The organism is Caproicibacter sp., assembly GCF_046707225.1.
Taxonomy (GTDB): Bacteria; Bacillota; Clostridia; order Oscillospirales; family Acutalibacteraceae; genus Caproicibacter.
On record NZ_JBJKOP010000055.1, the window covers coordinates 1 to 22485 of the forward strand.

Consider the following 22485-nt stretch of genomic DNA (forward strand, 5'->3'; position numbering starts at 1 on the left):
TGGATTTGCCTTGGAAAACTCACAGACTTGGATACGTTGCTATGCTCAAGGGAAAAGCTGCCTGGAGCTGTTAAACAGCGCTGAGATAGGAAAGATATACGGACCGGAAGAACTCGTCTTTGACGCCCCGCTCGAGCGAAAAGAAGAACTTCAAAAGAAATGCTATCGGATTGATGAAGTAAGACTTTATGCCTGCAGGATGTAAAATATGAAAAAAGAGAATCAGGACAAAAATGAAACATGGCTGTCGTGTGTGATAGGCGTTGGTATTCCACTGGGCGCAGCGTTTGGTTTGATTTTTAATAATCTATCTATGGGGACTAGTTTTGGAATTTTGTTTGGCGCAGTAATCTATGCAGTCAAAAGGAAAGAGAAATAGTCCGGTCTGGGTGCGATGCAGATACGTGAAAAAGTTCTATGTACCGGAACTTTTTGGGACTTGATTCTGACTTTTACAAATGCTATACTGATTCAAAGGCGGTGACGGGAGTGCTGGATGAAAAGGATTTACAGGCAATTGCAGGGTTGATTAACCAATCGGTTAGCCAGTCTGAAAATCGAATGAAAGCCTACATAGAATCGAATGTTGAAAAACAGATTCAACTTTTAGCAGAGGGTCACAAGGTGATTCTTAACAGACTGCCGGATGTTGAAGAGCAGGAGCAGATTAAAAGCCGCGTAAAGGCTTTGGAACGAATTGTTACAGACTTGCGTGTGGAAGTCGACGAATTAAAAAAAGCGCAATAAAAATGTCCGCTCGTTTCGGTTGATGCCGAAAGGGCGGACTTTTTGTATCTGTTGCTTTTTGCGGCTTCTGTGGAGTCCATGTGATCTCTTCTTGACCATTTACGCGTGTGATTTGAGCGGCAGGGCCGCCGCGATGGCGTCCGCTGCTTCAGCCTGAACCTTGGCAAAGGTGTGGGCGTAAATGTTTGTCGTCGTTGATACCTGTGAGTGCCCAAGCGCGGTTGATACGGTCTTGACGTCCACACCGTTTGTAATCAGCAGGGAAGCGTTCAGATGCCGGAAACTATGGATGGCGGATTGAGCACGGTGCATACCGGTACGCTTGCAGAACCGGTCCAGCCAGCTGTACGGTGTGTTTGGATTGATTGGCTTTCCGTTCCATGCGACGAACAGCCGGTCGGTGTCAATCCATTGGTCGCCGCATTTTAACCGCTGTTGTGCCTGCTCCACTTTGTATAGCCGCAAAATCAACGCAAATATCGGAAACTTTGACATCAGCGCGTCGTTCAATTTTGAAATTGTGGCGTCAGATTACTACACCGCAACCACACAACCGGCTTTGCTGCCAACGGCAAAGCCGGTTTTTTCTATCCGTGATGGGCAGATTGGCATCAACAAAATTCCGGAGAACGGCGCGCTGGATGTAAGCGGTGACGTGTACGTTTCCGGTGCCAAGGCTTACAATGACAGTTACCATCCGAGCGCCGACAGCGCTTCTTACGCAAGCAGCGCCGGGGATGCAGCTGCGCTGGGCGGACTTCGTATGCTGAAAGGAACTTCGAACGGGATAGCCGCCACAACGACAGCTTACGGTTCCCTCTACTATTCGGGAAATATCAACATCAGCTTTGGTACAACGCTTCCATGGACACCGATTGTTACAACGGCGTTCAATACGAACGGATTTGGCTTTTGCGTGGTGAAATCCGTCAGTACAACCGGATTTACAATACAGATTTCCAACGCGGTTTCTTCATCCGGTGTAAACTGGGGACTTTATTATATTGCGGTCTATTAACCAAAAAGGAGATTAAATGATGGCACAACTGAAAGGCATTGATATCAGTAAGCATAATGGCACAGTGGATTGGACGAAAATATCCGGCATGGACTTTGTTCTAGTCCGTGCCGGATATGGAAACGATATTTCACAAAAGGATCCAAAGTTTGACGAGAATGTAAAAGGCGCATTGGCTCACGGGATTGCCGTCGGCGCATATTGGTTTAGCTACGCTGTGTCCGCGGCGGATGCAGCAAAGGAAGCATCGATTTTCAGTCAAGTCCTCGCTCCGTACAAGGACAAACTTACTTTTCCGGTCGCATTCGATTATGAGTATGACAGCATGGAATACGCGCAGCAGCAGGGCATTCATCCAAGCAACAATCTCATTGATGCCATTGCCCAGACGTTTATGGACGCAATGAAAAAGGACGGATGGTTCGTAAATCTCTACACCAACTGTGATTTTATCCGAACAGGTAAATTCAGCACTGCTACCGTAAAGTCCTATGATGTGTGGTTAGCCGACTATTCCGGCGTTCCTGATTATCCCTGTGGGATTCAGCAGACCGGCAGCACGGGTAAAGTTCCGGGTATCACCGGCGCGGTGGATATGAATGTAGCATTTAAAGATTACTCGACAATTATCCAGGCAGGTGGGTACAACGGTTTCCCGAAGCCGACGTTCAAGTGCGATACTACAACTGATATTGTTCTTTCGCCGGGACAGACTTACCAATTCAAAGTGACTTCTCCGCAGGTCCCAACGGCTGCAATCGGTACGCCGGGTGTTGCTGCATTGCTGCACCGATACAACGGCTGCAATCGGTACGCCGGGTGTTGCTGCATTGCTGCACCGATACAGCAGCGGGAACGAGAGCTTTTTCTATTTAGTTGGTTTTGGAAAGTCAGGCTCTTCTGCTGGAATCTATGTAAACGGCGTGAAGCAGTTTACAATTCACATGAATTAAGAAAGTTGAGGAATTAGAAATGGATAAAATGAAAACGACTATTATCACAGTATTTACCGCGCTTTCCGCATGGCTGGGAATTTTGGCTGTCCCAATGCTGCTGCTGATTTTGGTTAACGTTGCAGATTACGGTACCGGTCTTGCCGCCGCAAAGTATAGGGGACAGAAGATCAGTTCTTACCGTGGATTCCTGGGAATCGCAAAAAAGGTGTGCATGTGGCTTTTGGTCGGCGTCGGAGTGATTGTTGACTATCTGATTACATATGCCGCGCAGCAGGCAGGCGTAACGTTGTCGTTCGGTTATGCCGTGGCGTCGCTGGTAGCCGTGTGGCTGATTTGCAATGAGATTATCAGCATTTTGGAAAACATCAGCGACATTGGAGTCGCTCTGCCGCCTTTCCTGCTTAAGCTGGTGGGAAATTTGAAATCACAAGTGGAGGGGAAAGGGGGAGGTTCGTTATCAAAGGCAGATAAAGATAGTATAATGAACGAATAGTCTTTGTTCAAAGTTTCAATAAACATGGTATTCAGTATATCATCGCTTTGCCGTCCCATATATGGCCTTACCGATGCAGCTTGCTTAAAAGGCCGCAGGCAAAATCAACCGTATTTTTCAGGCCCTCTTCAAAGCTGGTATTCGGTTTCCAACCGTATTTTTCCAAGGCGTGCATGTTGTCGCACTGAGTGAATTTGTTGACTTCATTGTCGAGCGCCTTGTTGGAAATCGTATATTTCCCCTCATACAGCTCCGGGTATTTATTCCAGTAATTGGAGGATGCGACATACTTCGGCTTGATCTGTTCCTTGCCCATGGTTTTCGCTAGGATGGAATACATCTCGTTGATCGAGTAGCTTTTGCAGGTGGAAACATTCACACAGTCGTAGCCATCGCCCTTCTGCACCAGCAGCGCAAGGTCGATCAGGTCGTCCACATAGACAAAATCCCTACGCTGCTTGCCGTCTGAGTGAAGGACTGGCGCACGGTCGTAGAAAAGCTCACGAATCAGATATCCCGCGACCGGCGGCTGTTTCCGTAGGCAATCGATATGCGGCCCGTATACGTTTGCAAAACGCAGGCAGGTTACGTTCATGCCGTAGATTTTCGCGTAAGATTTGCAGAAGCATTCCGCAGAGTATTTCGTAGTTGGGTAAATCAAGCTGGGGAGTTCGTGCCTGTCCTCCTTAGAGGGGAAGACCGTGTCATTTTCATACACCGCGGAGGTGCTTGCGAAAATGACTTTCCGGCAGCCAAACCGGCGGGCCGCCTCCAGAACGTTTACCGTACCCGCAACATTGACGGATACCGCTTCACCCGGGTTCATCTGGCAGTCCGGCAGGGGAGTAATTGCCGCGATATGATAAGCATAATCAAAATTTTCTTGCTCAAAAAGGCGGTACAAAGCATCCGCGTCCCGTACATCCATCCGCAGAATCTCGGAACGGAAATCGTGATCCGGAAAAATCAGGTTGTCTTCCTGACCGTAGGAAAAATTGTCAATGATCACGACCTGAGCGCCGTCTTTCCACAGCCGATAGGCAAGCTGTGATCCGATAAAACCGGCGGCACCGGAAATAAATACCTTTGGCATCTTGTGTCACCCCTTCAAATGATCGATTCCGCACATCGTTTTATAAAAAATACTCATGATTAAATGGTCGAATGTCATATGTACGTCTTCCGTAATCTGCATGCTATTGACGGGAACGTGAAGAGATACATCACTCAGTTTTTTTAGCTTGCCTCCGTCATAGCCGGTGATGCCGATCACCTTGTTGCCGCAGCTTTTCGCGTACTCTACCGCGTTGAGTACGTTCTTCGAATTGCCGCTGCCGGAAATGCCGACCACTAGGTCGCCTTCCCGCAGCTTGCCTTTCAGCTGGAAGCGAAAAATTTCTTCGAATCCGATGTCGTTTGCAATCGCCATCACGGTCGGGACGTTGTCATTCAAGCACAGGAAACGGAACTTCTTTTCCGTATGTTCGGAAACTCCCTTATTGAAATCGTTCTGATAGTGTGAGGCAGTGGCGGAGCTCCCGCCGTTTCCGAAAATATAAATCATTTTTTCTTCTTGAAAAGCCTTTTCGAGGAGATTCATCGCTTCGTTGATTGCGTCCACATCCAGAGAAGCCAATACCTTCTGTTCATCGTCAATGTATTTGGCAATTGCTTCTTTATAATCCGACATATAAATTCGCACTCCTTTATTTTTTGATTAGTCAGAGAATATGATTCGGCTACCCAGCGGCTCAAAGGAAAAGTCGACTTTTCGATAATCCTTCAGCGCTTCCTCAACCGCCGCCTGACGTTCTGCCGGCACATACAACAGCATGAATCCGCCGCCGCCCGCGCCGAGGATCTTGCCGCCGAGTGCACCCGCGTTTTTCGCCGAGGAATACATCTCGTCAATCATGGGCGTTGAAACACCGCTTGCAAAGCGCTTCTTGATCTGCCAAGCCTTGTCCAGTTCATAGCCCCAATTGTCCACCGAGCCGTCCACGAGATCTTGATAAACACGGTTTACCGCCAGAACCAGATTGTCAAGACCATCCATCTTCTGCGCGATAGTCTGTTGCTGCTCATTCAAAATTTTTCTGGAATCGCGGGTCAGGCCCGTGAAAAACAGCATCAGGTTCTCTTTCAAGCTGTCGCTGTTTTCCTTTTTGCAGATAATCGGCTCCACACTTACGCTACCGTCCCGATTGTATTTATATTGGTTGAAGCCGCCGCAGGCCACAGCAAACTGGTCCTGAATGCCAATCCGCTGGCCGAGACAGTCAATCTCAATGTGGCATGCTTCACGTGCTAGAGTTTCCGCTGAAACATGTTCCCCTTTGTAGGCGTGCAGCGCGTTCAGTACGCCCACGGCCAGTGCGCTGGAGGAAGCAAGCCCGATTCCGGCGCTACTCAAGGGGATATCTGCCATGTAAATGACCTCTATGCTCTTTTCAATTCCGGTTATTTTCAGAGCATTCCGGATGATGTTGTGCTTGACCTCATCGACGCTGTCAACTAACTCGTTGCCGGAATATACCACGCGGATCTTGTCGTCAAACTTTCTGTTTACGGTGATATAGACGAACATATTCAAGGCTGTGCTGATCGTCGAGCCGTAACCGAACCGACTGTTTTCATAATAGTCTTTAAAGTCCGTTCCTCCGCCGAAAAATGAACAGCGCAGGGGTGTTTTTGAGATGATCATGTCGCTTTTCTCCTTTATGTAATGTCGTTGAAATGATTGAATGTACTATGGACTCATGACTCTTTCATTAGGTCCGCGACAGCGTCCTTCAGCGAGTACGCGTCCGAAACCAGGATGCATCTGCATCCCGCGGCTCGGCCCGCTTCCACATCTCTTTCGTCGTCTCCGATCATGGTGCATTTTGTCAGGTCAAGGGAATAGTCCTTCTGAGCCTGAAAAAACATCCCTGGCTTTGGCTTGCGGCAGGAGCATCCGTCATCCCAGTTGTGCGGGCAGTAGTAAATCCGGTCGATCTGCGCGCCGACCTGTTTTAGATCGTTCTGCATTTTTTCATGGATCGTCGCCAGCGTTTCCTCGGTCAGATTTCCCCGTGCAATGCCCGGTTGGTTTGACACCAAAAGGATCTTATAGCCGTTGTCTTTTAATAACCGTATCGCTTCCACCGCGCCGTCGAGCCAGACAAAATCTTCCGGCTTTTCTATGTAGCAGGCACGCGGCGGCCGCACGTTCAGCGTGCCGTCGCGGTCGAGAAAGACAAATTTGCGTGGACTGAAAAACTCTTTAGTCAGTTCGATTCTCGCCCAGGAACCGATGGAATAATAGCGGTGTTCCGTAACCATGGCATACATTTTCTTCTGTTCCACCAACTGTGGGTATACAGCTGCTTCAAAATTGACGTTTTCGTCCGGCATAAGCCGTAGAACAGACTTGTTTACAATTGCGTAGCCGATATCAACCCCCTGAAGCCCCTGGGTAACACGCTTTTTGTCGTAGACCTCCACAAGGCCGTTGTCAGCGACTTTCAGGTTGTTCTTCGTGTAGCCGTCCAGATTTTTATAGGCAGTGAATTCCAGCAGGGCCCCGCTCTGGCGGTATTCCTCACAGAGGCGCTCAAAGTCAATCGGGCAGTAATTGTCGCAGTACATCAGCAGGAAATCGTCCGCGAACAGCTGCTCCGCGCCTTTCAGCCGCAGCCCCGTCTCATATTCGACCGGCGTGACGGAATAGCGGATATTCACGCCCCATTTGCTGCCGTCACCGAAATAGTCCATAATTTTTTCTGGCAAATATCCCAGCAGCAGAACGATCTCACGGATTCCGAATCCGCGAACCTGTTCCACCAAATATTCCAGAAATGGCTTACCCTCAAAGGGGTACATGGGTTTTGGATTCGTATCTGTAAACGGCTTCATCCGCGTGCCGTAGCCGCCGGCAAGAATAACGGCCTGATTGATTTCCATGGTAAATTACCTGCCTTCAAAATTTTTATTCGTTTCTGAAACGGAAGTCAAAAACTTACTAGCTTTTTCAATCTGGTTGCCGAAAGAAAATACATCCCAGTGACCATGCAAGCCAAAGTCGTTGGAAAGACGAAGGTAATCACCGTATTCGTCACGGGCATAAGCTTCATAGTGTTTGGGTACACAACATATTTCTCCTTCGAAATTTTGTGTTTTAAGGGGGAAAATAACATCTTGTCGGTAAATCCTTTGCCAAGAAAATTTAACATAGGGGACGCTCCAATAATAAACTAAAGAATCTCCCTTGCAACCGGACCAAGCATTCGTCTTTTGTATAAATTCGTTAAAAACGGAATCGACTTTCTTTTTATCATCAGAATTTTTAATCGGAACATCGCTGTAAGGCTGGGTGAGTTCTGGAAGGAGTGCTTCAAGTGTATCGGAAAGTTCTTCTCGCATTCGACAAACATGTTGCCAGAAAGCTTGTTCATCTTCTGGGGGGCACGGAACACACTCTTGAACAAAGATATCCAGAAAAAAATCCGTATTGCTTGCGACGCAAATAAACTTCGGTATGCGGGAAAACCAGTAACGGTTGACAAGATGATAATAGTCGCATATAGCAAACTGTTCGGATTTACTGAGAATTAATTGTAGCTTGTCAAAATCTGCCCGTGGCATTGATATATCCATATCATCGTCCCATGGAATAAATCCTTTATGGCGGATTGCACCGAGTAAAGTGCCACCCTGAAGCCAATAATTAAGACCATTTTCATTACAAATACGGATAAAATTTTTTAGTAAGTAAACTTCCATATTTTGAATAATGCGCAAATCCCCTTCTGCTTTGGGAAGAGAGCGGTAAAAGGAGCGCTGCGCTTCAGATAAGGATGTTTGGCGCTGGACAGCATATGTGTACCAGAACACCATTTGTTTTTGGAGAGAAAGAACGTCAATTTTCTCATTTAGAGCGCCGAAAGATTTCCCGATCTCATCAGTCAAGCTTTGGCGAATATTCTTCAGTTCTGAAACCTGCTCCCTGATCCTTGCCAGCTCGGATGATGTGCAGCTAATTTGATCTTTTAGCATTGTTAACTGTCCCTGAACCTGCTCCCTCAGCTGCAGCAGTTCAGCCGAACCACTTTCCGACCGTTTCTGAATAAGATTCAACTGATCTTGAATCTCCACATTTTGGTCTATGACCTTCTGGAGTGGATCATGAAAGGTTATTGCCAAGGCCTGCTGCGATTCAGTTTTTTGTTTAATATCATCTTCAAGCTGAAGGACAGCGTTTTGAAACGTCTTTGAGGAAGGGGGGAGATATTTCTTTAGAAAGTTTTTAATCATTGAATTAATTCTCTCCATTTTAAACGGAAGGCCTGAAGTATTAGCCTATTTACGAGTTGTTTTAAACTTGAGCCACGCTTTTGCATATTTCAGAATATAGCGGAATCCGATCATGCCATTCTGGAATTCTTTCAATACAGTAAAACGAGAATCGTAAAACTCTGGAAGACCTCCAACGTCTCTGTTACTGGAACCACAGTAACAATTCATTAAAAATGAAATATAACCTTCATAATCCGCTTTTTGAAAAAGAGAAGGAAGCACATGAAAGATTCTAATAAAATCATTTTGTCGAGAATCTGTGTCCCAATTAAAAAGCATTGTGAAATTCTGCAGATCCTCAAATACAGATTTCTGTTCATCACGTTTTGTAATTTTCCACCAGAAATTATAAATATACGACAAATAGCGATGATACTCAATGTATAAATCTTGTGGATTGCATTTTAAATCCATGGTATAAAGCTCGGTTCCGCTTTTGATATATTCCATCATGCTGGATGCATGATACTGCCTGGTAAGCTGTCCACTCTTAATAGAAGCCGCATTCCGATCAAGATGATGATAGACAATATCCGAGACAATACCGATTAAAGGTTCCTTTTTATATACATGTCCAAGAAAAAGTGTATCTTCTCCAAAGTTGTAAGGTGGGAATAAGCTACTATCGCTTAACAAAGAATGTCTATATAATTTGTTCCATATTGCCCCGCCTGCAAAAAAAGCGACAAACTCATTTCTATTCCAATAAGCGTCTCTTTTGAAAACTTTATCGGAACCCTCTATATCCAGCCAATTGCCCACAACGACGTCGTATTGTGACAGCTCAGCTTTTTTAATCATTTTTTCATATGCTTCCGGCGGAACAAAATCATCACTGTCACAAAATGCAATGAATTCACCGTTGGCGCTTGCTAACCCTAAGTTCCGTGCATTTGAAACGCCTTTATTTTCCGAAACTTTTAACTTTTTAATTCGTTTATCAATGACGCAATACTTTTGAATAATTTCACCGGTGTTATCTTTTGAACCGTTGTCTATTACAATGATCTCTAGACTTGCCCATGTCTGCGCGATTATAGAGTTCAAACAATCTTCCAACTCGTTTTCGACATTGTAAGCTGGAATGATAACTGAAATCATTCCCTTTTCCATATTTGTATTAGTGTCTACCATGTGATCCTCTCTATTTAAAAGGTAGTCCATGACCCTTTCTGTCAGCGCCTTCTGAAAAACGCCACCGAATTCATATTCCTCAACATTTGTGCAAAAAGGCATATTATGAAGGCTTAAGTACTCACGGGAAAAAGAAAATCCCCAGCGATAGTTACTGGGATAAAGAATCGCTTTCTTGCATTTTGCGGAACTGATAATATCACACAGTCCGCTTCTAAGTCCTACGAAAAAACCAGCATATTCCACTGCCGGAACAATAGATTGAAGGGGAATTTTTACAGCTTCTGTTCCCTTTATGGGCTTTTCCTGAGCACTCCCTGAATTAGTACAAACACAAAAGCCCTCTTTTATCAGTTCCTGCGCCAGAGCATTCCAAAAATCCGGGCAACTGGTTAGGGAACCTGCATAAGGGGCAAGAATGACTGTATTGCCTTCCTCTAATTGATGTGTTCGAAACAAATCAGAAATAACTGCTTTATCACAAGAAAAGCGAGGTGGTAGCAATTCCCTTGAGGGATCAAGCGCGAATGCTACACTCGAATACATCTGAAAAAAACTGACTCCGTTAATTCCTTCAACTTTTTCAACTATTGTAGTATGAGACCTTATGTTAAAATGAAGAAATTTTATATTGATGTTTTCACCATTCAAAAATACAAAGAATTTAATCAGTTTTTCACAATTCACTTGTGGTTGTATTTCTATTTTGCAATCCACAAACATCTGAAAAAGGACAGGAGCTGGTTTACAAGAGGTAAACACAACGTAATTTGAAATATTATTCTTTTTTAGATAGTCTTTAAGCAGCATACCGGCTATATAGGCATCCCCGGAGCCAGGCCAAGGGCAAACTAGGATTTGAACATCCCGTCCATATTTTGCAAGTAAATGCTGATAGATCTGGTACCCTTTCTTAATCTGCACATTATAGCATGAGCTCATACGTAATAGTGTTATTCTTTTCAGTCGATCTTTGATTTCCCCAAACAAATGTCCCGCTTTTCCCATTCGTTACCCCCCTTGTCACGCTAAAGATTTTCGTCCGCCGCAAAAGTAATTTCGCAGAACCGATCCCGTTCCGTATTTACCGCAATCGCCGTATTCAGCCCGGAGGGCTTTTTGTCGTTGATTAAAATCCGCTCGCCGTAAGGAGCGTTGAAAATAATGGAGTCGCACCGAATGCCGTTCTCTTTCAGAAAATCTTCCGTCATCTTTCGGTATTCGTCGGTCCGGGAGGTGATGAAAACAATCAGGTCGTCCGGGGACAGCGAATCCAGGAATTTTTTCGCGCCGTCCAGAAGCGTATCATGGCCGTCAATCTTATACCCATTGTGCTTCACGATGGTTCCGTCCAGATCCAGAACCCAGGTTTTCCCCAGAGGGGATACTTTGATTATGTCACACATTTTTCAGCTGTTCTCCAATGAATCCGCCCGGATGGTTTTTCTTGAAGTCCTGCAGCGTCACTCCGCGCTTTTTCACGATCGTCATCGCAAGGCCCTGAAGGACAATGAGGTTCACCGTTGTGGAATTGTTCGGAACAATGTCCCACATATCCCCCTCGTGATCCAAGTCAAGAATCAGGGATTTCTCAATCGCGCGGGTCAGCGTGCTGTCCCGGCGGAAGGTCAGCAGCCAGATATCCGCGCCGCGTTTTTTCAGCAGATCCGTCAGATAAACGGATTCGACCGTTTCGCCGCTTTTGGTTAGAATAATCACCACGTCGCCCTGACGCACCATACCGATGTCGCCGTGCACGGCGGAATTTGTGTTCATAAAACTGGCTTCCTGCCCCAGCGAAACCATGGTGCCGACGAATTTGTCGCATACCGGGACATTTTTGCCGAGCCCGGACGCGATGATTTTATGCCCGCCTTCGAGCGCGCGCACGCATTCGCCGACCAACTGGTCGAACTTTTTGCCGTCGATGGAGCGGACGGAATCCGAAATCGAGTCAAGAATGGAAGTGAAATATTCGTTCATAAGATATCCTCCAAGTAGTAAAGTCCGTTGTAAAATGCGCCACAGACGGAATCATAATTCTCCCAGGCATAGGTGGTAAGGGAAAGCCAAATAATCGCGTGGATCAGCCGAATCTGCTCCTCTGAGACGTCGTTCTTCAGTAGGCTGAAAAACTCGGCTTCCATGTCTTCCCAGTGGTTTGATTCGATCTCCAGTTTCACCGAATCCTCGCCGATATGGAGCCGGAACCGTTTCAAATTAAACTGGTCGTAGTTCCCCACAACGGAATAATACAGCTTCGCCCAGTCATAAGCCGGGTCGCCGTAAAATTCCGTGTAGCCGAAATATCCCCGCGGGTCGATTAGCACCGGCGTCGTTCCGTTCTTCAGCAGAATGTTGGAGAAGGTGCAGTCCCCATGAATAAAAGAAAAATGCTTTGGGTAAAACTGCAGGATTTTCTTTTCCACCGCTTCGCGCTGATAAAAAATATTGCGGCAGGTCTTGTCGTTTATAACCACGGTTTCGTCATTGGCAAAAGGAACCAGATCCCTGACTTTATTCAGCCGATCGAAGGTTTTTCCTATGTAGGCCTGCCGGTAGCTTTCCAGATTGGCTGGGCAGCTTCCCAATTGCTGTACGCTTTTTAGACAGGCGATAATATCAGCAAGAATTTTTTTCTTATCTTTCTGCTCCAGGCAGTATTCAAAAATATTTCTTCCGTCGATCTTCTCCATTTTCAGGGGAGAGAGGGAATAAATCTCCGGAATATTAGCAAAATGCATGTTCCGCACCTTTTCGTACCATGCTTTTTCCCGGATGGCCAACATCTTGCCCTGTTCGTCGATTCCTTCCTTAACGATACAGTCCTGTTCCACCGTCAAGCGGTTAAAAGGGCGGCAACGCTGCAAAGAGAGCTCCAGATATTTCTCCAGCAGGCCGTATTCCCTTGTCCGGTACAGGGGCAGGTCACGGAAAGAAATTTTCTGTTCGCACAGCCAGCGGACGAATTCCCCTTCCCACGGAACATCTTTCAGAACATCCTTGTTTTGAAACAGAAAAAATCCCGCCACGCCGAATTTCTGAGAACGCTCTTCCTGAAAAGTGCCGTCCTCATACTTCCATCTGCACGGAAAGTCCTTGGACAGACCGACATAATTCCCTTCCTCTGTGGGAAAAGAAAATTCATCCGGCAGGACGAGATCCGACCAGATCAGCATCAGCGGAGTATTCTGCGGGACGCATTCCAACGCGGCCGCGATTCCTGCGCAGGTTCCCGTATGCCCGGTTGCGCTGACAATCGTATAATCCACTTTACAAAAAGCGTTTAAATATTTTCTTAAAACATCGATTTTGTAGTCGCCGATCACAACATATTTTCGATCGGGATATTTTTGAAAAAGATGAAAAATCATGGGCAGATTCCGGATGGGAACCAAGGCTTTTGGTTTGTTTTCGGTCAGATAATCCATCCGGGTACCTTTTCCGCCGGCTTGTATAATAATTGTTTCAGGGGTCATAGTTGCCCTCCCTGGTTGATTTTAAGAAAAGAGAGTATGGCTGGATTATTCCCGCTGTATTGGGGCGGCTTTTCCTTTTTTAACGGAAGCAGGCCGTAAACGCCAATGGCGAAAATTTCCTCAGCGGTTGTTCCTTTTTTCCCAATGAGACCGGTTGAATTCCTGCCGGCCGGCTCTTCCAAAGAAGCAACAAGGAAACGCACGTCAAACTCAAACATGCTGTAAAACTGCATCAGCTTTTCGGCCTGTTCTCTTGAAAAGGGCTGGACCGCCTCGATTTTTGCTGAAAACAGAGAGGCGGATTTTACCACCGCATCGTCATGGGTCAGAAGGATTGCGCTCTTGAACCCTTTCTTTTCCAGCATCTGATCCAAATACAGCAGAGCGTAATAGTTATAGTCCCGATTCTCAGACGGCATCAGTACGACCGCCGTATTCTGCAATCGATACTTTTTCACAAGGCAGTGCCAGAGGTACCATCCCTGATAGGCTTTTCGTAGATTGCGCCGCAGCGTTTTCCTCAGGTTGATTTCTTCCGTCATCTTTTTTCTGTCTCCTTTTTTATGGCGGCTTCCTCGTAAAGGCCGACGTAAATTTTATGTTCCTCGGCAATCCCCGGTACTTTTTCATTTTTTCCGGGGGAAAAGAGATGTTCCATCGCCTGCCGGATTGCCTCCGCCAGTCTTTCCTGATTTCCGCAGGGGAACAGATATCCGTTCACCCCATCCCTGACTCTTTCCCGCATGGCTCCCGCATCGGAAGCAATTACCATCGCGCCAGAAGCCATGGCTTCGCTCAACACCATATTATAAGTTTCTTCCCAGAGGGAAGGGATGATCACACAGTCGCCTGAACGGTACACGGAATCAATCTCGTCGTGGGAGACGGCACCGCAGAATGAAATCCTTCTGTCACCGCGGGCTATGCGTTTCAGCTTCGCCTGATAAAGTGGGCTCCCACTTCCGTAAATCTTCAGTCTGATATCTCCTGAAACTTGCCGAAACGCCCGTATTAACAGGTGCACGCCTTTTGCAGCGGACAGTTTTCCAAGATATAGAAATGTTTTTACAGTCTCTCTCGGAATGGCACTGATTTTTCCGGAAATACCGTGCGGAATAACAAATACAGAAACACCGGGGAAATTTGTTTCGATCCGTTCGGCAACAAAGCCGCTGGGCGCTGAAAGAAACGCGGCGCGGGTCAGCAGCTCCAGTGCGGTCCGGAACCGTTTCCCGGGATCCGGGACCATCTTCGTGCTGCAAATTTCCCCACATTTGACACCCAAATGGCAATTTGTGCAAAAATTCCCCTTTTTATCTATCATTGTAGCATAATGACACAGTATTTGGAAGTCTGTCAATGTAATGCCATAGGGAATTTTCATCTGCTGACAAATTGTAAGAAAAGAGGCCGTCCAGCTGGGATAAGCGCAGTGGACAAAATCCGGTGAAAGAGACCGGAACCATTGCTTTGCGAACGCGGTCAGATCGGGATCGGCCGAATGAATGTCCTGGAGGATCCCCTCTGGTGCATGCAGATGCCGGTAACGAATGACCCGGAGCCCCTGAAATTCGTCTTCCCGGAACAGAATATTGCCAAAATGCTGGGGGAATTCCCTTCTGCTTTCGGCACAGTAGGTAAAAATGACAACCCGGTTCTCCGGAGGTTGGCTTTTGGCTATATTGAGTACAAATTGTTCCGTTCCACCCTGCGATTCCGGGAAGAAGCGGTGAACAAGATAAACAATCGTCCTGTTGACAAAAGGTTTTCCGCTTTCGGCGTCAGGTTCCCTGGAACCTGAAACCCGGTCGCTGGGAGCGGCAAGATTGGTTCCACGGTAGCGAAACCGATCCGATACCACTTTTTCGTAGGCCTGATAACCGCAGTTTTTGAGGCCGAAGGTGTCGACCTGACCCCAAAATCCGCCGCTCCTTATCCTTATCATAGCTCCAACGCTCCTAATCAAATAAATGAAACTGCAATTTCCTCTTTTTCAGGTAAATGATTCTGCTGGAAACAAACATAAAAAAAGCGGCGGCAGAATCCAGAGACACCAGACAGAGGGAAAAGATTACCCTCTGCGTCCAGTAAAATCGGATTGACATAGCGCCGTCTCTGTAAAGCTCACTCAGCTCTGCCGTTGTCGCAATTTTTCGGCAAAAATCCTCAAAGAAAGGGCTTCTCCGCATAGCAGCAATCTGCGCTGCGAAAAATGGATATCCTGCTTTCACACAGTGCGAGGAAAACATAAAGCCGGTGAACATGTTGGCAAACGCATAATACGGTAATAAATAAGAGCGCTGGTCACTGTCTGGCGCAACAGGCATTTCCAGATACCGCTCAAGCAGATGGACGGAGTCGTCCGAATAGCGGGACATGTGCTCGTGCATCAAGGAACTTTTCCGCTGGACATAATGGTACAGGCTGCGGCCGACAATACAGGTCGTTCCCACAAAAGGAAGAATCCTCATATTGAACAGGAGATCTTCTCCGTTTTCAATTTCAAACCGGATGCCGTTTTGTATCACCAGATCCCGTCGGTAGATTTTATTCCAGAGGTTCGGATTGCCCGCAAAGTAAGTCAGGTAAAATTCGCTTATTCCGATAGTGCGGACCTGGATGGTTTCATCTTTCATGCCGATCGTGTTTTCCTGCTCGTGATCCGTATAAGTCGTGAAATAATCGCAAACTGCCACATCGGCCCCGGTGCTTTCAGCCCTATGGTACAGTGTTTCAAACATCTCGGCAGCTACGAAATCGTCCGCATCCACAAAGCCGATGTAGGAGCCCACTGACTGCTCCATGCCAAGGTTCCGCGCATCAGGCAGTCGGATGCCATCCATGCAGAGTAATACGATTCTGCTGTCCAGAGCCGCAAATTTCTTTGCGATCTCCAGACTGCCGTCGGTGGAGTCGTGGTGGACGACAACGATTTCGATTTCCTTCAGTGTTTGCGCGAGAAGAGAAGAAAGACACCGATCCAGATATTTTTCACAGTTATATACCGGCACAATGATACTGACAAACGGTTGTCCCATAAAGCTCTCCTCTTTTGCTTTATTTCCTCTTATTTGTTGAATTTGTAGACCCGGTAAGCGTTGCTTTCTTTTTTGTCCGTGGCAGGTTTGACAAATTCAAAAAGGACTTGATTGGTTTTAAAATCAATTTCAGAAAACAGTGGAAGAGCGGTTTTTCGTTCCCCCCAGCAAACCGTGTAAGTCCCGTCTCCGATTTCCTGCGCCCCTCCCATTGAGGAACTGACAGCGCCATCAACCGAATAGGATTGGCAGCTGACAACTCTTTTTCCGTTTTCATCGAGCCGGAACGTATAGACTGCCGTTCCAACTGCTTTTGGCTTACCGTGCGGATCTCCGCCGCTGAAAACGGTAAGACTGCCATCGTCGCCTACGCGCACGTCGTTCGGATTGGAAAACTTTTGTGCCGAAGTCAAGCCAAACTGATCGTTTTTGCCGCCGAGAACCCACAGGGTTGCTCCGGTTTTACGGTCAATTTTTACAACGGCGTCCGCATTCTGAAACGAGCAGATGAGATTCCCGTCCGCCGGGTCAACCGCTAAACTGGTAAAGTGCAGGTAATCCGCCCAGTAATTATTCTTGTTTGTGTAATCGTAATTTCTCACGCTCATGCCGTAGAGTTCGGGATGCTCCGTGCTGTCCCACTGAAAGAGCACCTTTCCGTTCTGAACTTCCTGAATCACCGCGGCAACAACGCGTGCGCCGAATTTGCTGTGCGTAACGGAAGAGGGAATATTATCAACCCGCTTGCCGACATAGGAACTGAGCAGGTAGTGGTGGTCGCCCAGAATGGTGAATTGGTGGTTATCCAGAGGCTGACCCTCCGTTACACTGCCATTCGGCACCAGACTGAAAATCTTGTCGACCTCGTTATAGTTCTCGTCCATGACGACCGCCTTCATGCAACCGTAATCGACGCCTGCCAGATCGGGATGATTTTCGCTTGTGCCCGCTTCCAGATAGCTGTACCACACCTTACCGTCGATTTCCGTCCGTTTGAAATCGTTCCCGCCTGCGGAATTGAATTCCGGAAGAACGCTCTTAAAGAAAAGGATGTTACCGGCGGTATCCATTTTATAGATGTAATTGTCTGCATTAAAATAGTAGACGCCCTTCTGCGGCCGATTGGAGACAACCTCTCCTCCCTCGTAGGAACCCGGAAGAGTGCGCACATATTCGTCACGGATGTCTCCTGTGTTGACATCTTTCAGCTCAATTTTGATGCTTTGGCTTTTCAACAACTTTTCAAGCCGAAAACTGACTGTCCCGTTCGGCTGGATCGGCTTCCCGTTTACGGTTATATCATAGCCGGAAAAGTTGCCGACGGAAACCTTCGTATCCTGTTCCGTTGTGAGCATGGGGGTTTCATACCAAATGTGATTCTGATAAAGATCCATCGACTGTGGGTAGCCGTTGATCGTAAACTGAACCCATTGCGTCGTATCCACTTTGGGTTTGTTCTTTAGAAAATGTTGGTCATTCGTTTCCATCTTATTTGCAATAATCGGGATGGAAACCACAACGATAAGAAGAAACAGCAAAACAGGCCATCTTTTTTTAATAAAAGCAAGAGGTTCCTTTGGCATTTTTATCACCTTTATATTGTTTAAGCAGCAGACCGTCGGACGGAACCGGTCTAAATGCTTAGATATTTGCCGACAATGTATTCCGCTTCACCCATGTTGACAATATTTCCATGATCCAGCCAGACGGCTTGATCGCACATTTCAATAATGTCACCCGCGGAGTGCGAAACGAACAGGACAGTTGCTCCGCGCTCGGTCAGTTCCCGCATTTTCCGGTGGCACTTTTTTTGAAACTCAAAATCTCCTACGGAAAGGATCTCATCAATGATCAGAATATCAGGTACATGTGCGGTTGCAATCGCAAACCCAAGTCGGGCGACCATGCCTGAGGAGTAGTTTTTTATGGCGACATTCTCAAAATCCCGCAGTTCAGCAAAATTGATGATTTCATCGTATTTTTCCTGCATCTGCTCATGAGAGAATCCAAGAATTGCACCGTTGAGATAAATGTTTTCCTGCGCGGACAGATTGGCATCGAATCCCGCGCCGAGTTCAATCAGCGGGGCGATACTCCCATTCACCTGCATCGTGCCCTTGGTTGGCTTCATGACTCCGGAAACCACTTTCAGCGTGGTGCTCTTTCCGGAACCGTTTAGACCGATCAGGCCGAGTTTTTCCCCTTTTTTTACAGTGAAGTTGATATCTTTTAGAGCCCAGAATTCCTGGAACATCAGCTTCCCCTGAATCAGCCGGATCACATATTCCTTGAGATTGTCGATTTTTTCGCTGCTCATATTGAACAGCATAGAGACATGCTCGGCCTTCACCGCAAGCTCTTCGGACGGAGCAGTTACCTGCGTGTAGTAGGTATTGATATAATGCGCCGTTTCCTTTGAATGGGCAATCGAATCGTCTTCCTTTTCCAAAGGAAGAAGCTCTTTGCTCTTTTCTTGCTGCAGCGCCCTGTACTCTGCCTTGTTTTCCCAGTAGCGCTCCCGCAGCGATTTATAATAGTAGGCGGTTAGCCCGCATTTTCGGGCAATGTCTACGTCAGAGGATGGATCATTCCCAATGTGCAGCCATTTTTCCGGTGAAATGTGTTCCGTTTCAGCAACATGGTGGTACAATTCCCCTGTGGCTTTGCTTTTCCCAATATCACTGGAGGAATAGACCTCAGCAAATCCGGCAAAGCCGTTTTTTTCAAGCAGATCTTTTAGAAAAAGAGAGGGAAGGCAGGTGTCGCACAGAATGAGAATCTTCTTGCCCGCCGAGAGGGCACTGGAGAAAATCTGAAGCATCAGGGGATTGGGACTGTGGTGCTTCGACTCCAAGGCAAGCTCCGCCTGCTTGATTTTTGCGCAGGAGATTTTTAGCTTTTCCTCGATTGCTTTATAAATTTCGTCCAGCGCAACGCCCCTGTTTTGATTTTTGATGCGCAGCTCGTTTTCCTCATTCTCACGAATATAATTGAAGCCGACGATACCGTGCAGTCGCTCCACATCCTCCTGTAAAATCTTAAAGAGATCGGAGTGCTGGAGCACGTCGCACAGCAAAAGAGTGTCAAATACATTAAAAGAAATCACGTCAAAACTGTCGATTTCCCGCTTTAATGTATCGAGCATATAATAATTTTTTAGTCTGTAATCCTTCAAAAAAGTCGTACCTCCATCGCTCCCTAAATGTGCAGAATAAAGCGGTCCTGAAGTTTTGCAAATACAAATAGGCCAAAGATCATTGTCACGGTACCTATCGAAAAGCAAATCAGGTTGGTGTGTGGGCAGGGGAAGGTCCCGTCCAGAATAATCTGTCGGAAAAAAAAGACGTATTGATACATCGGATTGAAATGCATAATATTACGCAGCGCCGGTGGTACAATGTCCACGGTGTAGAACAGCGGGGTTAAGTACATCCATGCCGTAATCACAACGCTGTACAGGTGCTGTGTGTCCCGAAAATAGACGTTGACCGCGCACAGAGTCAAGCCGAGGCCGAATGTAAACATGAACAGATAGCATAGCGGAATCCAGAGGGTAATCATCGTAAGGTGAAACGGAGCTTGAGTAATCAGCATGACTATCACAAGAGAAATAACCGAAAACCCGAAGTTGACCAGACAAGAGACTACATTGGAAAGCGGAAACAGATATTTCGGGATATAAACTTTTTTGATCAGCGACGAATTGGCCACAATGGAGTTCATGCCCTGTGTGGAAGCATCCGCGTTGAAGTTAAAAACGATGTTGCCGATAAGAACATAAACCGGATAATTCTGAATGTTGGTCTGGAAGAGGTTGGAGAATACGGTCACCAACACGACCATCATCAGCAAAGGATTGAGCACAGTCCAAATCAATCCCAGAAAAGATTTGCGGTAACGGACTTTGATATCTCGGACTACCAGTTCCTTCAGCAGAGTCTGATATTTAAAAAAGCCGTATAGCCTTCGTCTGAATTTCGTCAATCTGAGAACGCTCCTTATCAGCAAAATAAAGAATATCGAAATGAATTAGAGTGGCCAAGGGGTTCACCTTTTGAGCTTAAAATCAACTTTGAGGGCTTGTCCCGATTGCAGGAAAACGGCGGGACGAGCAATCGGTTTTCAACAGCTCTCAAACTCCTGATAACAATTCATGATCTGTGAAAAAGCCGTGTGAATATCATATCTTTTAACTTTTAAAAGGCCATTTTCTTGAGTGAGAGCATATAAGGTACGTTTTTTTGCGATGGTATTCATATGGTCTTGCAACTTTTTGGTGCCACTATACAGCAAACCAGATTTCCCATCGCATAATAAATCATGGTGTCCTTTAATATCACTTGCAATCACAGGCAATCCGCATGCCATAGCTTCCATGATATTGAAAGGGAGCCCCTCACATAGACTTGTCGAAACGCAGGTATCACATCCTGCGTAAAGACTTCGAATGTCGTTAACATAGCCCAAAAACGTAATTTGTTCTGCAACACCGAGTGTCTGTGCGAGTTCTTTACATTCTTCAAGCAAAGCCCCTTCACCAGCAAGAAACAGTTTTAAATGCGGTTTTGATTTACAAGTTTCTGCAAATGCGCGAATAAGAAAAGATTGATTTTTGCGCTTGGAAAACTCTGCAGCATAAACATATGCAAAATCTTCATCAGCAAGATTCAGCTTTTTTCGCGCTGCTAGACGTTCCTCAGGAGAAATAGGGGGATATTTGCTTAGATCAATTCCCATTCCATTAATGAAATAAAGTTTGTTTTTATATAGCTTGTGCTTTTTTGCAATTTCATAATCTTCATGGTTCATTACCATTAAGACATTCGTAATTGGTGCGCATATTTTTTCAGGCAGAAGATAAAACCACTTTTTGAATCCATCGTTCTCATTGAACAAATATCCGTGAACAGTACAAAATACTTTTGGCTTTTTCAATAACAATAAAACTGCTATACGAACAATTGCACTCGCAAGAGTAGTATGGGTACTGATTATATCGAAACTTTGCTTTTTCATCAGTTGCCTGGCTGCAAAAATTGCCTTTATATTCTCGAAACTCGTGAACTTTTTTTGAATTGGCAACGCAACGACAAAATCAGCATAGGGAATAGGTTTCTGTTCATTGGCTGCAACCCAAACTTCATAGCCCTTATCTTGGAATGCTTTTAAATAAGGTAAGTGAAAATTCAAAATGTGAGAAACAGTGGAAGCACAGAACAATATCTTTTTACTCATTAAATTCCTTCGCTTCTATTTAAAAATAATGGTAAAAAAACAAAAACAACTATGCATAATTAGCCATAATAATGTAATTATATTTTCTTAATTATAGAATATCTGTCGCTTAATGGCAAGTATTAATGTGTATTTTCCAGAATCTTGTATGAGCAAGATGCTTTGTATAGGGAGTGTATTTAAGAAAGCGACTTATCCCTTGGGGTTTATTTGGGGTTTATCCCTACCAAAACCGGCATTTCCGTACGAATGCCGGCAAAACTGAGAAAGCCAACAAACCGCGTAACACCGCCGTTTGTTGGCTTTTGCTGCAATGTGCGAAAAGTGAATTTCCGGTTTCAAGTCCCGTCTCGCGCACCAAAATAAAGACCCGGAAAGCCGCATGAATGCTAGCTTTTCGGGTTTCTTTTTTACATAAAAACCGAAGCGGGGATTATTTGGGCTTTATGGGAAAACCCAACGTTACGTGTTGCAGCAGTCTTATGAAAGAGTCTGACTGGCCTGTGCCTTATGTGTGATTGTACGAAAGGATTACTTTTATTGAAAATACGAACATATAACAACGCTGATGAGAGGGGATGGCTTTCTTGCCGCGTGCTTTCCTTTCTTGACTGCTCTTACTATAATGATGTGAAGACAGCAAAAGAAAAGTATGACCATCCATCGATTTGCTTGGTAGCAGAAGAAAATAACTCGATTGTCGGTTTAATCGATATTGAACTCGACTCAGACGATTTAGCCTGCAACGGCGATGAGCGCGGCGCAATTATTTGGCACATGGCAGTTTTGCCGAAATACCGCAGGCAGGGTGTTGCCAGAAAGCTATGGGAACAGGCTAAGGTGCAATTGTTAGCGTGCGGAATTCACTATTGCGAACTGTGGACGCAGGAGGATCTTCCAGCGAATCAATTTTATCAATCTATTGGATTTGCCTTGGAAAACTCACAGACTTGGATACGTTGCTATGCTCAAGGGAAAAGCTGCCTGGAGCTGTTAAACAGCGCTGAGATAGGAAAGATATACGGACCGGAAGAACTCGTCTTTGACG

General features: G+C 46.0%; 24 protein-coding genes. 7 read left to right on the forward strand and 17 right to left on the reverse strand.

The genetic code is table 11. The features are described 5' to 3' along the window. The 3 genes from ACLQ3M_RS14870 to ACLQ3M_RS14880 all read left to right on the forward strand — a co-directional run. On the forward strand, positions 1–205 hold a 205-nt coding region (locus ACLQ3M_RS14870; protein WP_411678480.1), incomplete at its 5' end, for a hypothetical protein. A 3-nt stretch (positions 206–208) separates the two neighbouring features. Further along, positions 209–379, forward strand: a complete 171-nt coding sequence (locus ACLQ3M_RS14875) for a hypothetical protein (protein ID WP_411678481.1) — start codon at positions 209–211, stop codon at positions 377–379. A 110-nt stretch (positions 380–489) separates the two neighbouring features. Beyond that, positions 490–747, forward strand: coding sequence for a hypothetical protein (locus ACLQ3M_RS14880; protein ID WP_411678482.1), 258 nt, complete (start codon positions 490–492; stop codon positions 745–747). A gap of 99 nt (positions 748–846) precedes the next feature. Here the strand turns inward: ACLQ3M_RS14880 and ACLQ3M_RS14885 are convergent, their stop codons facing one another. Further along, positions 847–1197, reverse strand: a complete 351-nt coding sequence (locus ACLQ3M_RS14885; RefSeq protein WP_411678483.1) for a tyrosine-type recombinase/integrase — start codon at positions 1195–1197, stop codon at positions 847–849. 1 nt (position 1198) lies between these two features. Here ACLQ3M_RS14885 and ACLQ3M_RS14890 point away from each other — a divergent pair, with 1 nt between their 5' ends. From ACLQ3M_RS14890 to ACLQ3M_RS14900, 3 genes are read left to right on the forward strand one after another with little or no spacing between them, the layout of a single operon-like run. Beyond that, positions 1199–1765 (forward strand): DUF859 family phage minor structural protein, encoded by a 567-nt coding sequence (locus tag ACLQ3M_RS14890; protein ID WP_411678484.1) that lies wholly within the window; start codon positions 1199–1201, stop codon positions 1763–1765. Between the two features lie 16 nt (positions 1766–1781). Next, positions 1782–2735: a glycoside hydrolase family 25 protein gene (locus tag ACLQ3M_RS14895; protein WP_411678485.1), complete on the forward strand. Its 954-nt coding sequence runs from the start codon at positions 1782–1784 to the stop codon at positions 2733–2735. 2 nt (positions 2736–2737) lie between these two features. Then, positions 2738–3214 (forward strand): holin family protein, encoded by a 477-nt coding sequence (locus ACLQ3M_RS14900; RefSeq protein WP_411678486.1) that lies wholly within the window; start codon positions 2738–2740, stop codon positions 3212–3214. A 67-nt stretch (positions 3215–3281) separates the two neighbouring features. Here ACLQ3M_RS14900 and ACLQ3M_RS14905 read toward each other — a convergent pair whose 3' ends face one another. The 16 genes from ACLQ3M_RS14905 to ACLQ3M_RS14980 form a co-directional block, all read right to left on the reverse strand. Then, the gene (locus ACLQ3M_RS14905) at positions 3282–4307 is read right to left on the reverse strand and encodes an NAD-dependent epimerase/dehydratase family protein (protein WP_411678487.1); all 1026 of its coding nucleotides are present in this window, start codon (positions 4305–4307) and stop codon (positions 3282–3284) included. A gap of 6 nt (positions 4308–4313) precedes the next feature. Further along, positions 4314–4904 (reverse strand): SIS domain-containing protein, encoded by a 591-nt coding sequence (locus tag ACLQ3M_RS14910; RefSeq protein WP_411678488.1) that lies wholly within the window; start codon positions 4902–4904, stop codon positions 4314–4316. Positions 4905–4931: 27 nt separating this feature from the next. Continuing rightward, a complete protein-coding gene (locus ACLQ3M_RS14915; protein WP_411678489.1) occupies positions 4932–5918 on the reverse strand; it encodes a GHMP kinase in 987 nt (328 codons plus the stop codon). A 53-nt stretch (positions 5919–5971) separates the two neighbouring features. After that, positions 5972–7159, reverse strand: a complete 1188-nt coding sequence (locus ACLQ3M_RS14920; RefSeq protein ID WP_411678490.1) for an HAD-IIIA family hydrolase — start codon at positions 7157–7159, stop codon at positions 5972–5974. 6 nt (positions 7160–7165) lie between these two features. Next, complete coding sequence (locus ACLQ3M_RS14925; RefSeq protein WP_411678492.1) at positions 7166–8509, reverse strand: LicD family protein; 1344 nt, start codon at positions 8507–8509, stop codon at positions 7166–7168. Between the two features lie 45 nt (positions 8510–8554). Beyond that, a complete protein-coding gene (locus tag ACLQ3M_RS14930; protein WP_411678493.1) occupies positions 8555–10693 on the reverse strand; it encodes a glycosyltransferase family 2 protein in 2139 nt (712 codons plus the stop codon). Between the two features lie 20 nt (positions 10694–10713). After that, positions 10714–11091: a hypothetical protein gene (locus ACLQ3M_RS14935; protein ID WP_411678494.1), complete on the reverse strand. Its 378-nt coding sequence runs from the start codon at positions 11089–11091 to the stop codon at positions 10714–10716. Next, positions 11084–11668 (reverse strand): SIS domain-containing protein, encoded by a 585-nt coding sequence (locus tag ACLQ3M_RS14940; protein ID WP_411678496.1) that lies wholly within the window; start codon positions 11666–11668, stop codon positions 11084–11086. Before ACLQ3M_RS14940 ends, ACLQ3M_RS14935 begins: the two co-directional genes overlap by 8 nt. Next, a complete protein-coding gene (locus tag ACLQ3M_RS14945; protein ID WP_411678497.1) occupies positions 11665–13164 on the reverse strand; it encodes an NTP transferase domain-containing protein in 1500 nt (499 codons plus the stop codon). The genes ACLQ3M_RS14940 and ACLQ3M_RS14945 overlap by 4 nt, the downstream gene beginning before the upstream one ends. Then, a complete protein-coding gene (locus ACLQ3M_RS14950) occupies positions 13161–13706 on the reverse strand; it encodes a hypothetical protein (protein ID WP_411678498.1) in 546 nt (181 codons plus the stop codon). The genes ACLQ3M_RS14945 and ACLQ3M_RS14950 overlap by 4 nt, the downstream gene beginning before the upstream one ends. Beyond that, positions 13703–15109 carry a glycosyltransferase gene (locus ACLQ3M_RS14955; protein ID WP_411678499.1) on the reverse strand — a complete coding sequence of 469 codons (1407 nt, stop codon included), beginning with the start codon at positions 15107–15109 and terminating at the stop codon, positions 13703–13705. The genes ACLQ3M_RS14950 and ACLQ3M_RS14955 overlap by 4 nt, the downstream gene beginning before the upstream one ends. Before the next feature lie 13 nt (positions 15110–15122). Continuing rightward, positions 15123–16202 carry a glycosyltransferase family 2 protein gene (locus ACLQ3M_RS14960; RefSeq protein WP_411678500.1) on the reverse strand — a complete coding sequence of 360 codons (1080 nt, stop codon included), beginning with the start codon at positions 16200–16202 and terminating at the stop codon, positions 15123–15125. A 29-nt stretch (positions 16203–16231) separates the two neighbouring features. After that, positions 16232–17785, reverse strand: a complete 1554-nt coding sequence (locus ACLQ3M_RS14965; RefSeq protein WP_411678501.1) for an aryl-sulfate sulfotransferase — start codon at positions 17783–17785, stop codon at positions 16232–16234. A gap of 50 nt (positions 17786–17835) precedes the next feature. Further along, positions 17836–19377 (reverse strand): ATP-binding cassette domain-containing protein, encoded by a 1542-nt coding sequence (locus ACLQ3M_RS14970; RefSeq protein ID WP_411678503.1) that lies wholly within the window; start codon positions 19375–19377, stop codon positions 17836–17838. 23 nt (positions 19378–19400) lie between these two features. Beyond that, positions 19401–20186, reverse strand: a complete 786-nt coding sequence (locus ACLQ3M_RS14975) for an ABC transporter permease (protein ID WP_411678504.1) — start codon at positions 20184–20186, stop codon at positions 19401–19403. Between the two features lie 138 nt (positions 20187–20324). Further along, a complete protein-coding gene (locus tag ACLQ3M_RS14980) occupies positions 20325–21437 on the reverse strand; it encodes a glycosyltransferase family 4 protein (protein WP_411678505.1) in 1113 nt (370 codons plus the stop codon). A 540-nt stretch (positions 21438–21977) separates the two neighbouring features. Here ACLQ3M_RS14980 and ACLQ3M_RS14985 point away from each other — a divergent pair. Beyond that, positions 21978–22485, forward strand: a 508-nt coding sequence (locus tag ACLQ3M_RS14985; RefSeq protein WP_411678506.1) for a GNAT family N-acetyltransferase, incomplete at its 3' end; no start/stop codon positions are given.

What these genes read in the sequence shown, in the direction of transcription:
- ACLQ3M_RS14875 (WP_411678481.1), top strand. Translation starts at nt 209, where the DNA reads ATGAAAAAAGAGAATCAGGACAAAAATGAAACATGGCTGTCGTGTGTG.
- ACLQ3M_RS14895 (WP_411678485.1), top strand. Translation starts at nt 1,782, where the DNA reads ATGATGGCACAACTGAAAGGCATTGATATCAGTAAGCATAATGGCACA.
- ACLQ3M_RS14900 (WP_411678486.1), top strand. Translation starts at nt 2,738, where the DNA reads ATGGATAAAATGAAAACGACTATTATCACAGTATTTACCGCGCTTTCC.
- ACLQ3M_RS14905 (WP_411678487.1), bottom strand. Translation starts at nt 4,307, where the DNA reads ATGCCAAAGGTATTTATTTCCGGTGCCGCCGGTTTTATCGGATCACAG.
- ACLQ3M_RS14910 (WP_411678488.1), bottom strand. Translation starts at nt 4,904, where the DNA reads ATGTCGGATTATAAAGAAGCAATTGCCAAATACATTGACGATGAACAG.
- ACLQ3M_RS14915 (WP_411678489.1), bottom strand. Translation starts at nt 5,918, where the DNA reads ATGATCATCTCAAAAACACCCCTGCGCTGTTCATTTTTCGGCGGAGGA.
- ACLQ3M_RS14920 (WP_411678490.1), bottom strand. Translation starts at nt 7,159, where the DNA reads ATGGAAATCAATCAGGCCGTTATTCTTGCCGGCGGCTACGGCACGCGG.
- ACLQ3M_RS14925 (WP_411678492.1), bottom strand. Translation starts at nt 8,509, where the DNA reads ATGATTAAAAACTTTCTAAAGAAATATCTCCCCCCTTCCTCAAAGACG.
- ACLQ3M_RS14930 (WP_411678493.1), bottom strand. Translation starts at nt 10,693, where the DNA reads ATGGGAAAAGCGGGACATTTGTTTGGGGAAATCAAAGATCGACTGAAA.
- ACLQ3M_RS14935 (WP_411678494.1), bottom strand. Translation starts at nt 11,091, where the DNA reads ATGTGTGACATAATCAAAGTATCCCCTCTGGGGAAAACCTGGGTTCTG.
- ACLQ3M_RS14940 (WP_411678496.1), bottom strand. Translation starts at nt 11,668, where the DNA reads ATGAACGAATATTTCACTTCCATTCTTGACTCGATTTCGGATTCCGTC.
- ACLQ3M_RS14945 (WP_411678497.1), bottom strand. Translation starts at nt 13,164, where the DNA reads ATGACCCCTGAAACAATTATTATACAAGCCGGCGGAAAAGGTACCCGG.
- ACLQ3M_RS14950 (WP_411678498.1), bottom strand. Translation starts at nt 13,706, where the DNA reads ATGACGGAAGAAATCAACCTGAGGAAAACGCTGCGGCGCAATCTACGA.
- ACLQ3M_RS14955 (WP_411678499.1), bottom strand. Translation starts at nt 15,109, where the DNA reads ATGATAAGGATAAGGAGCGGCGGATTTTGGGGTCAGGTCGACACCTTC.
- ACLQ3M_RS14960 (WP_411678500.1), bottom strand. Translation starts at nt 16,202, where the DNA reads ATGGGACAACCGTTTGTCAGTATCATTGTGCCGGTATATAACTGTGAA.
- ACLQ3M_RS14965 (WP_411678501.1), bottom strand. Translation starts at nt 17,785, where the DNA reads ATGCCAAAGGAACCTCTTGCTTTTATTAAAAAAAGATGGCCTGTTTTG.
- ACLQ3M_RS14980 (WP_411678505.1), bottom strand. Translation starts at nt 21,437, where the DNA reads ATGAGTAAAAAGATATTGTTCTGTGCTTCCACTGTTTCTCACATTTTG.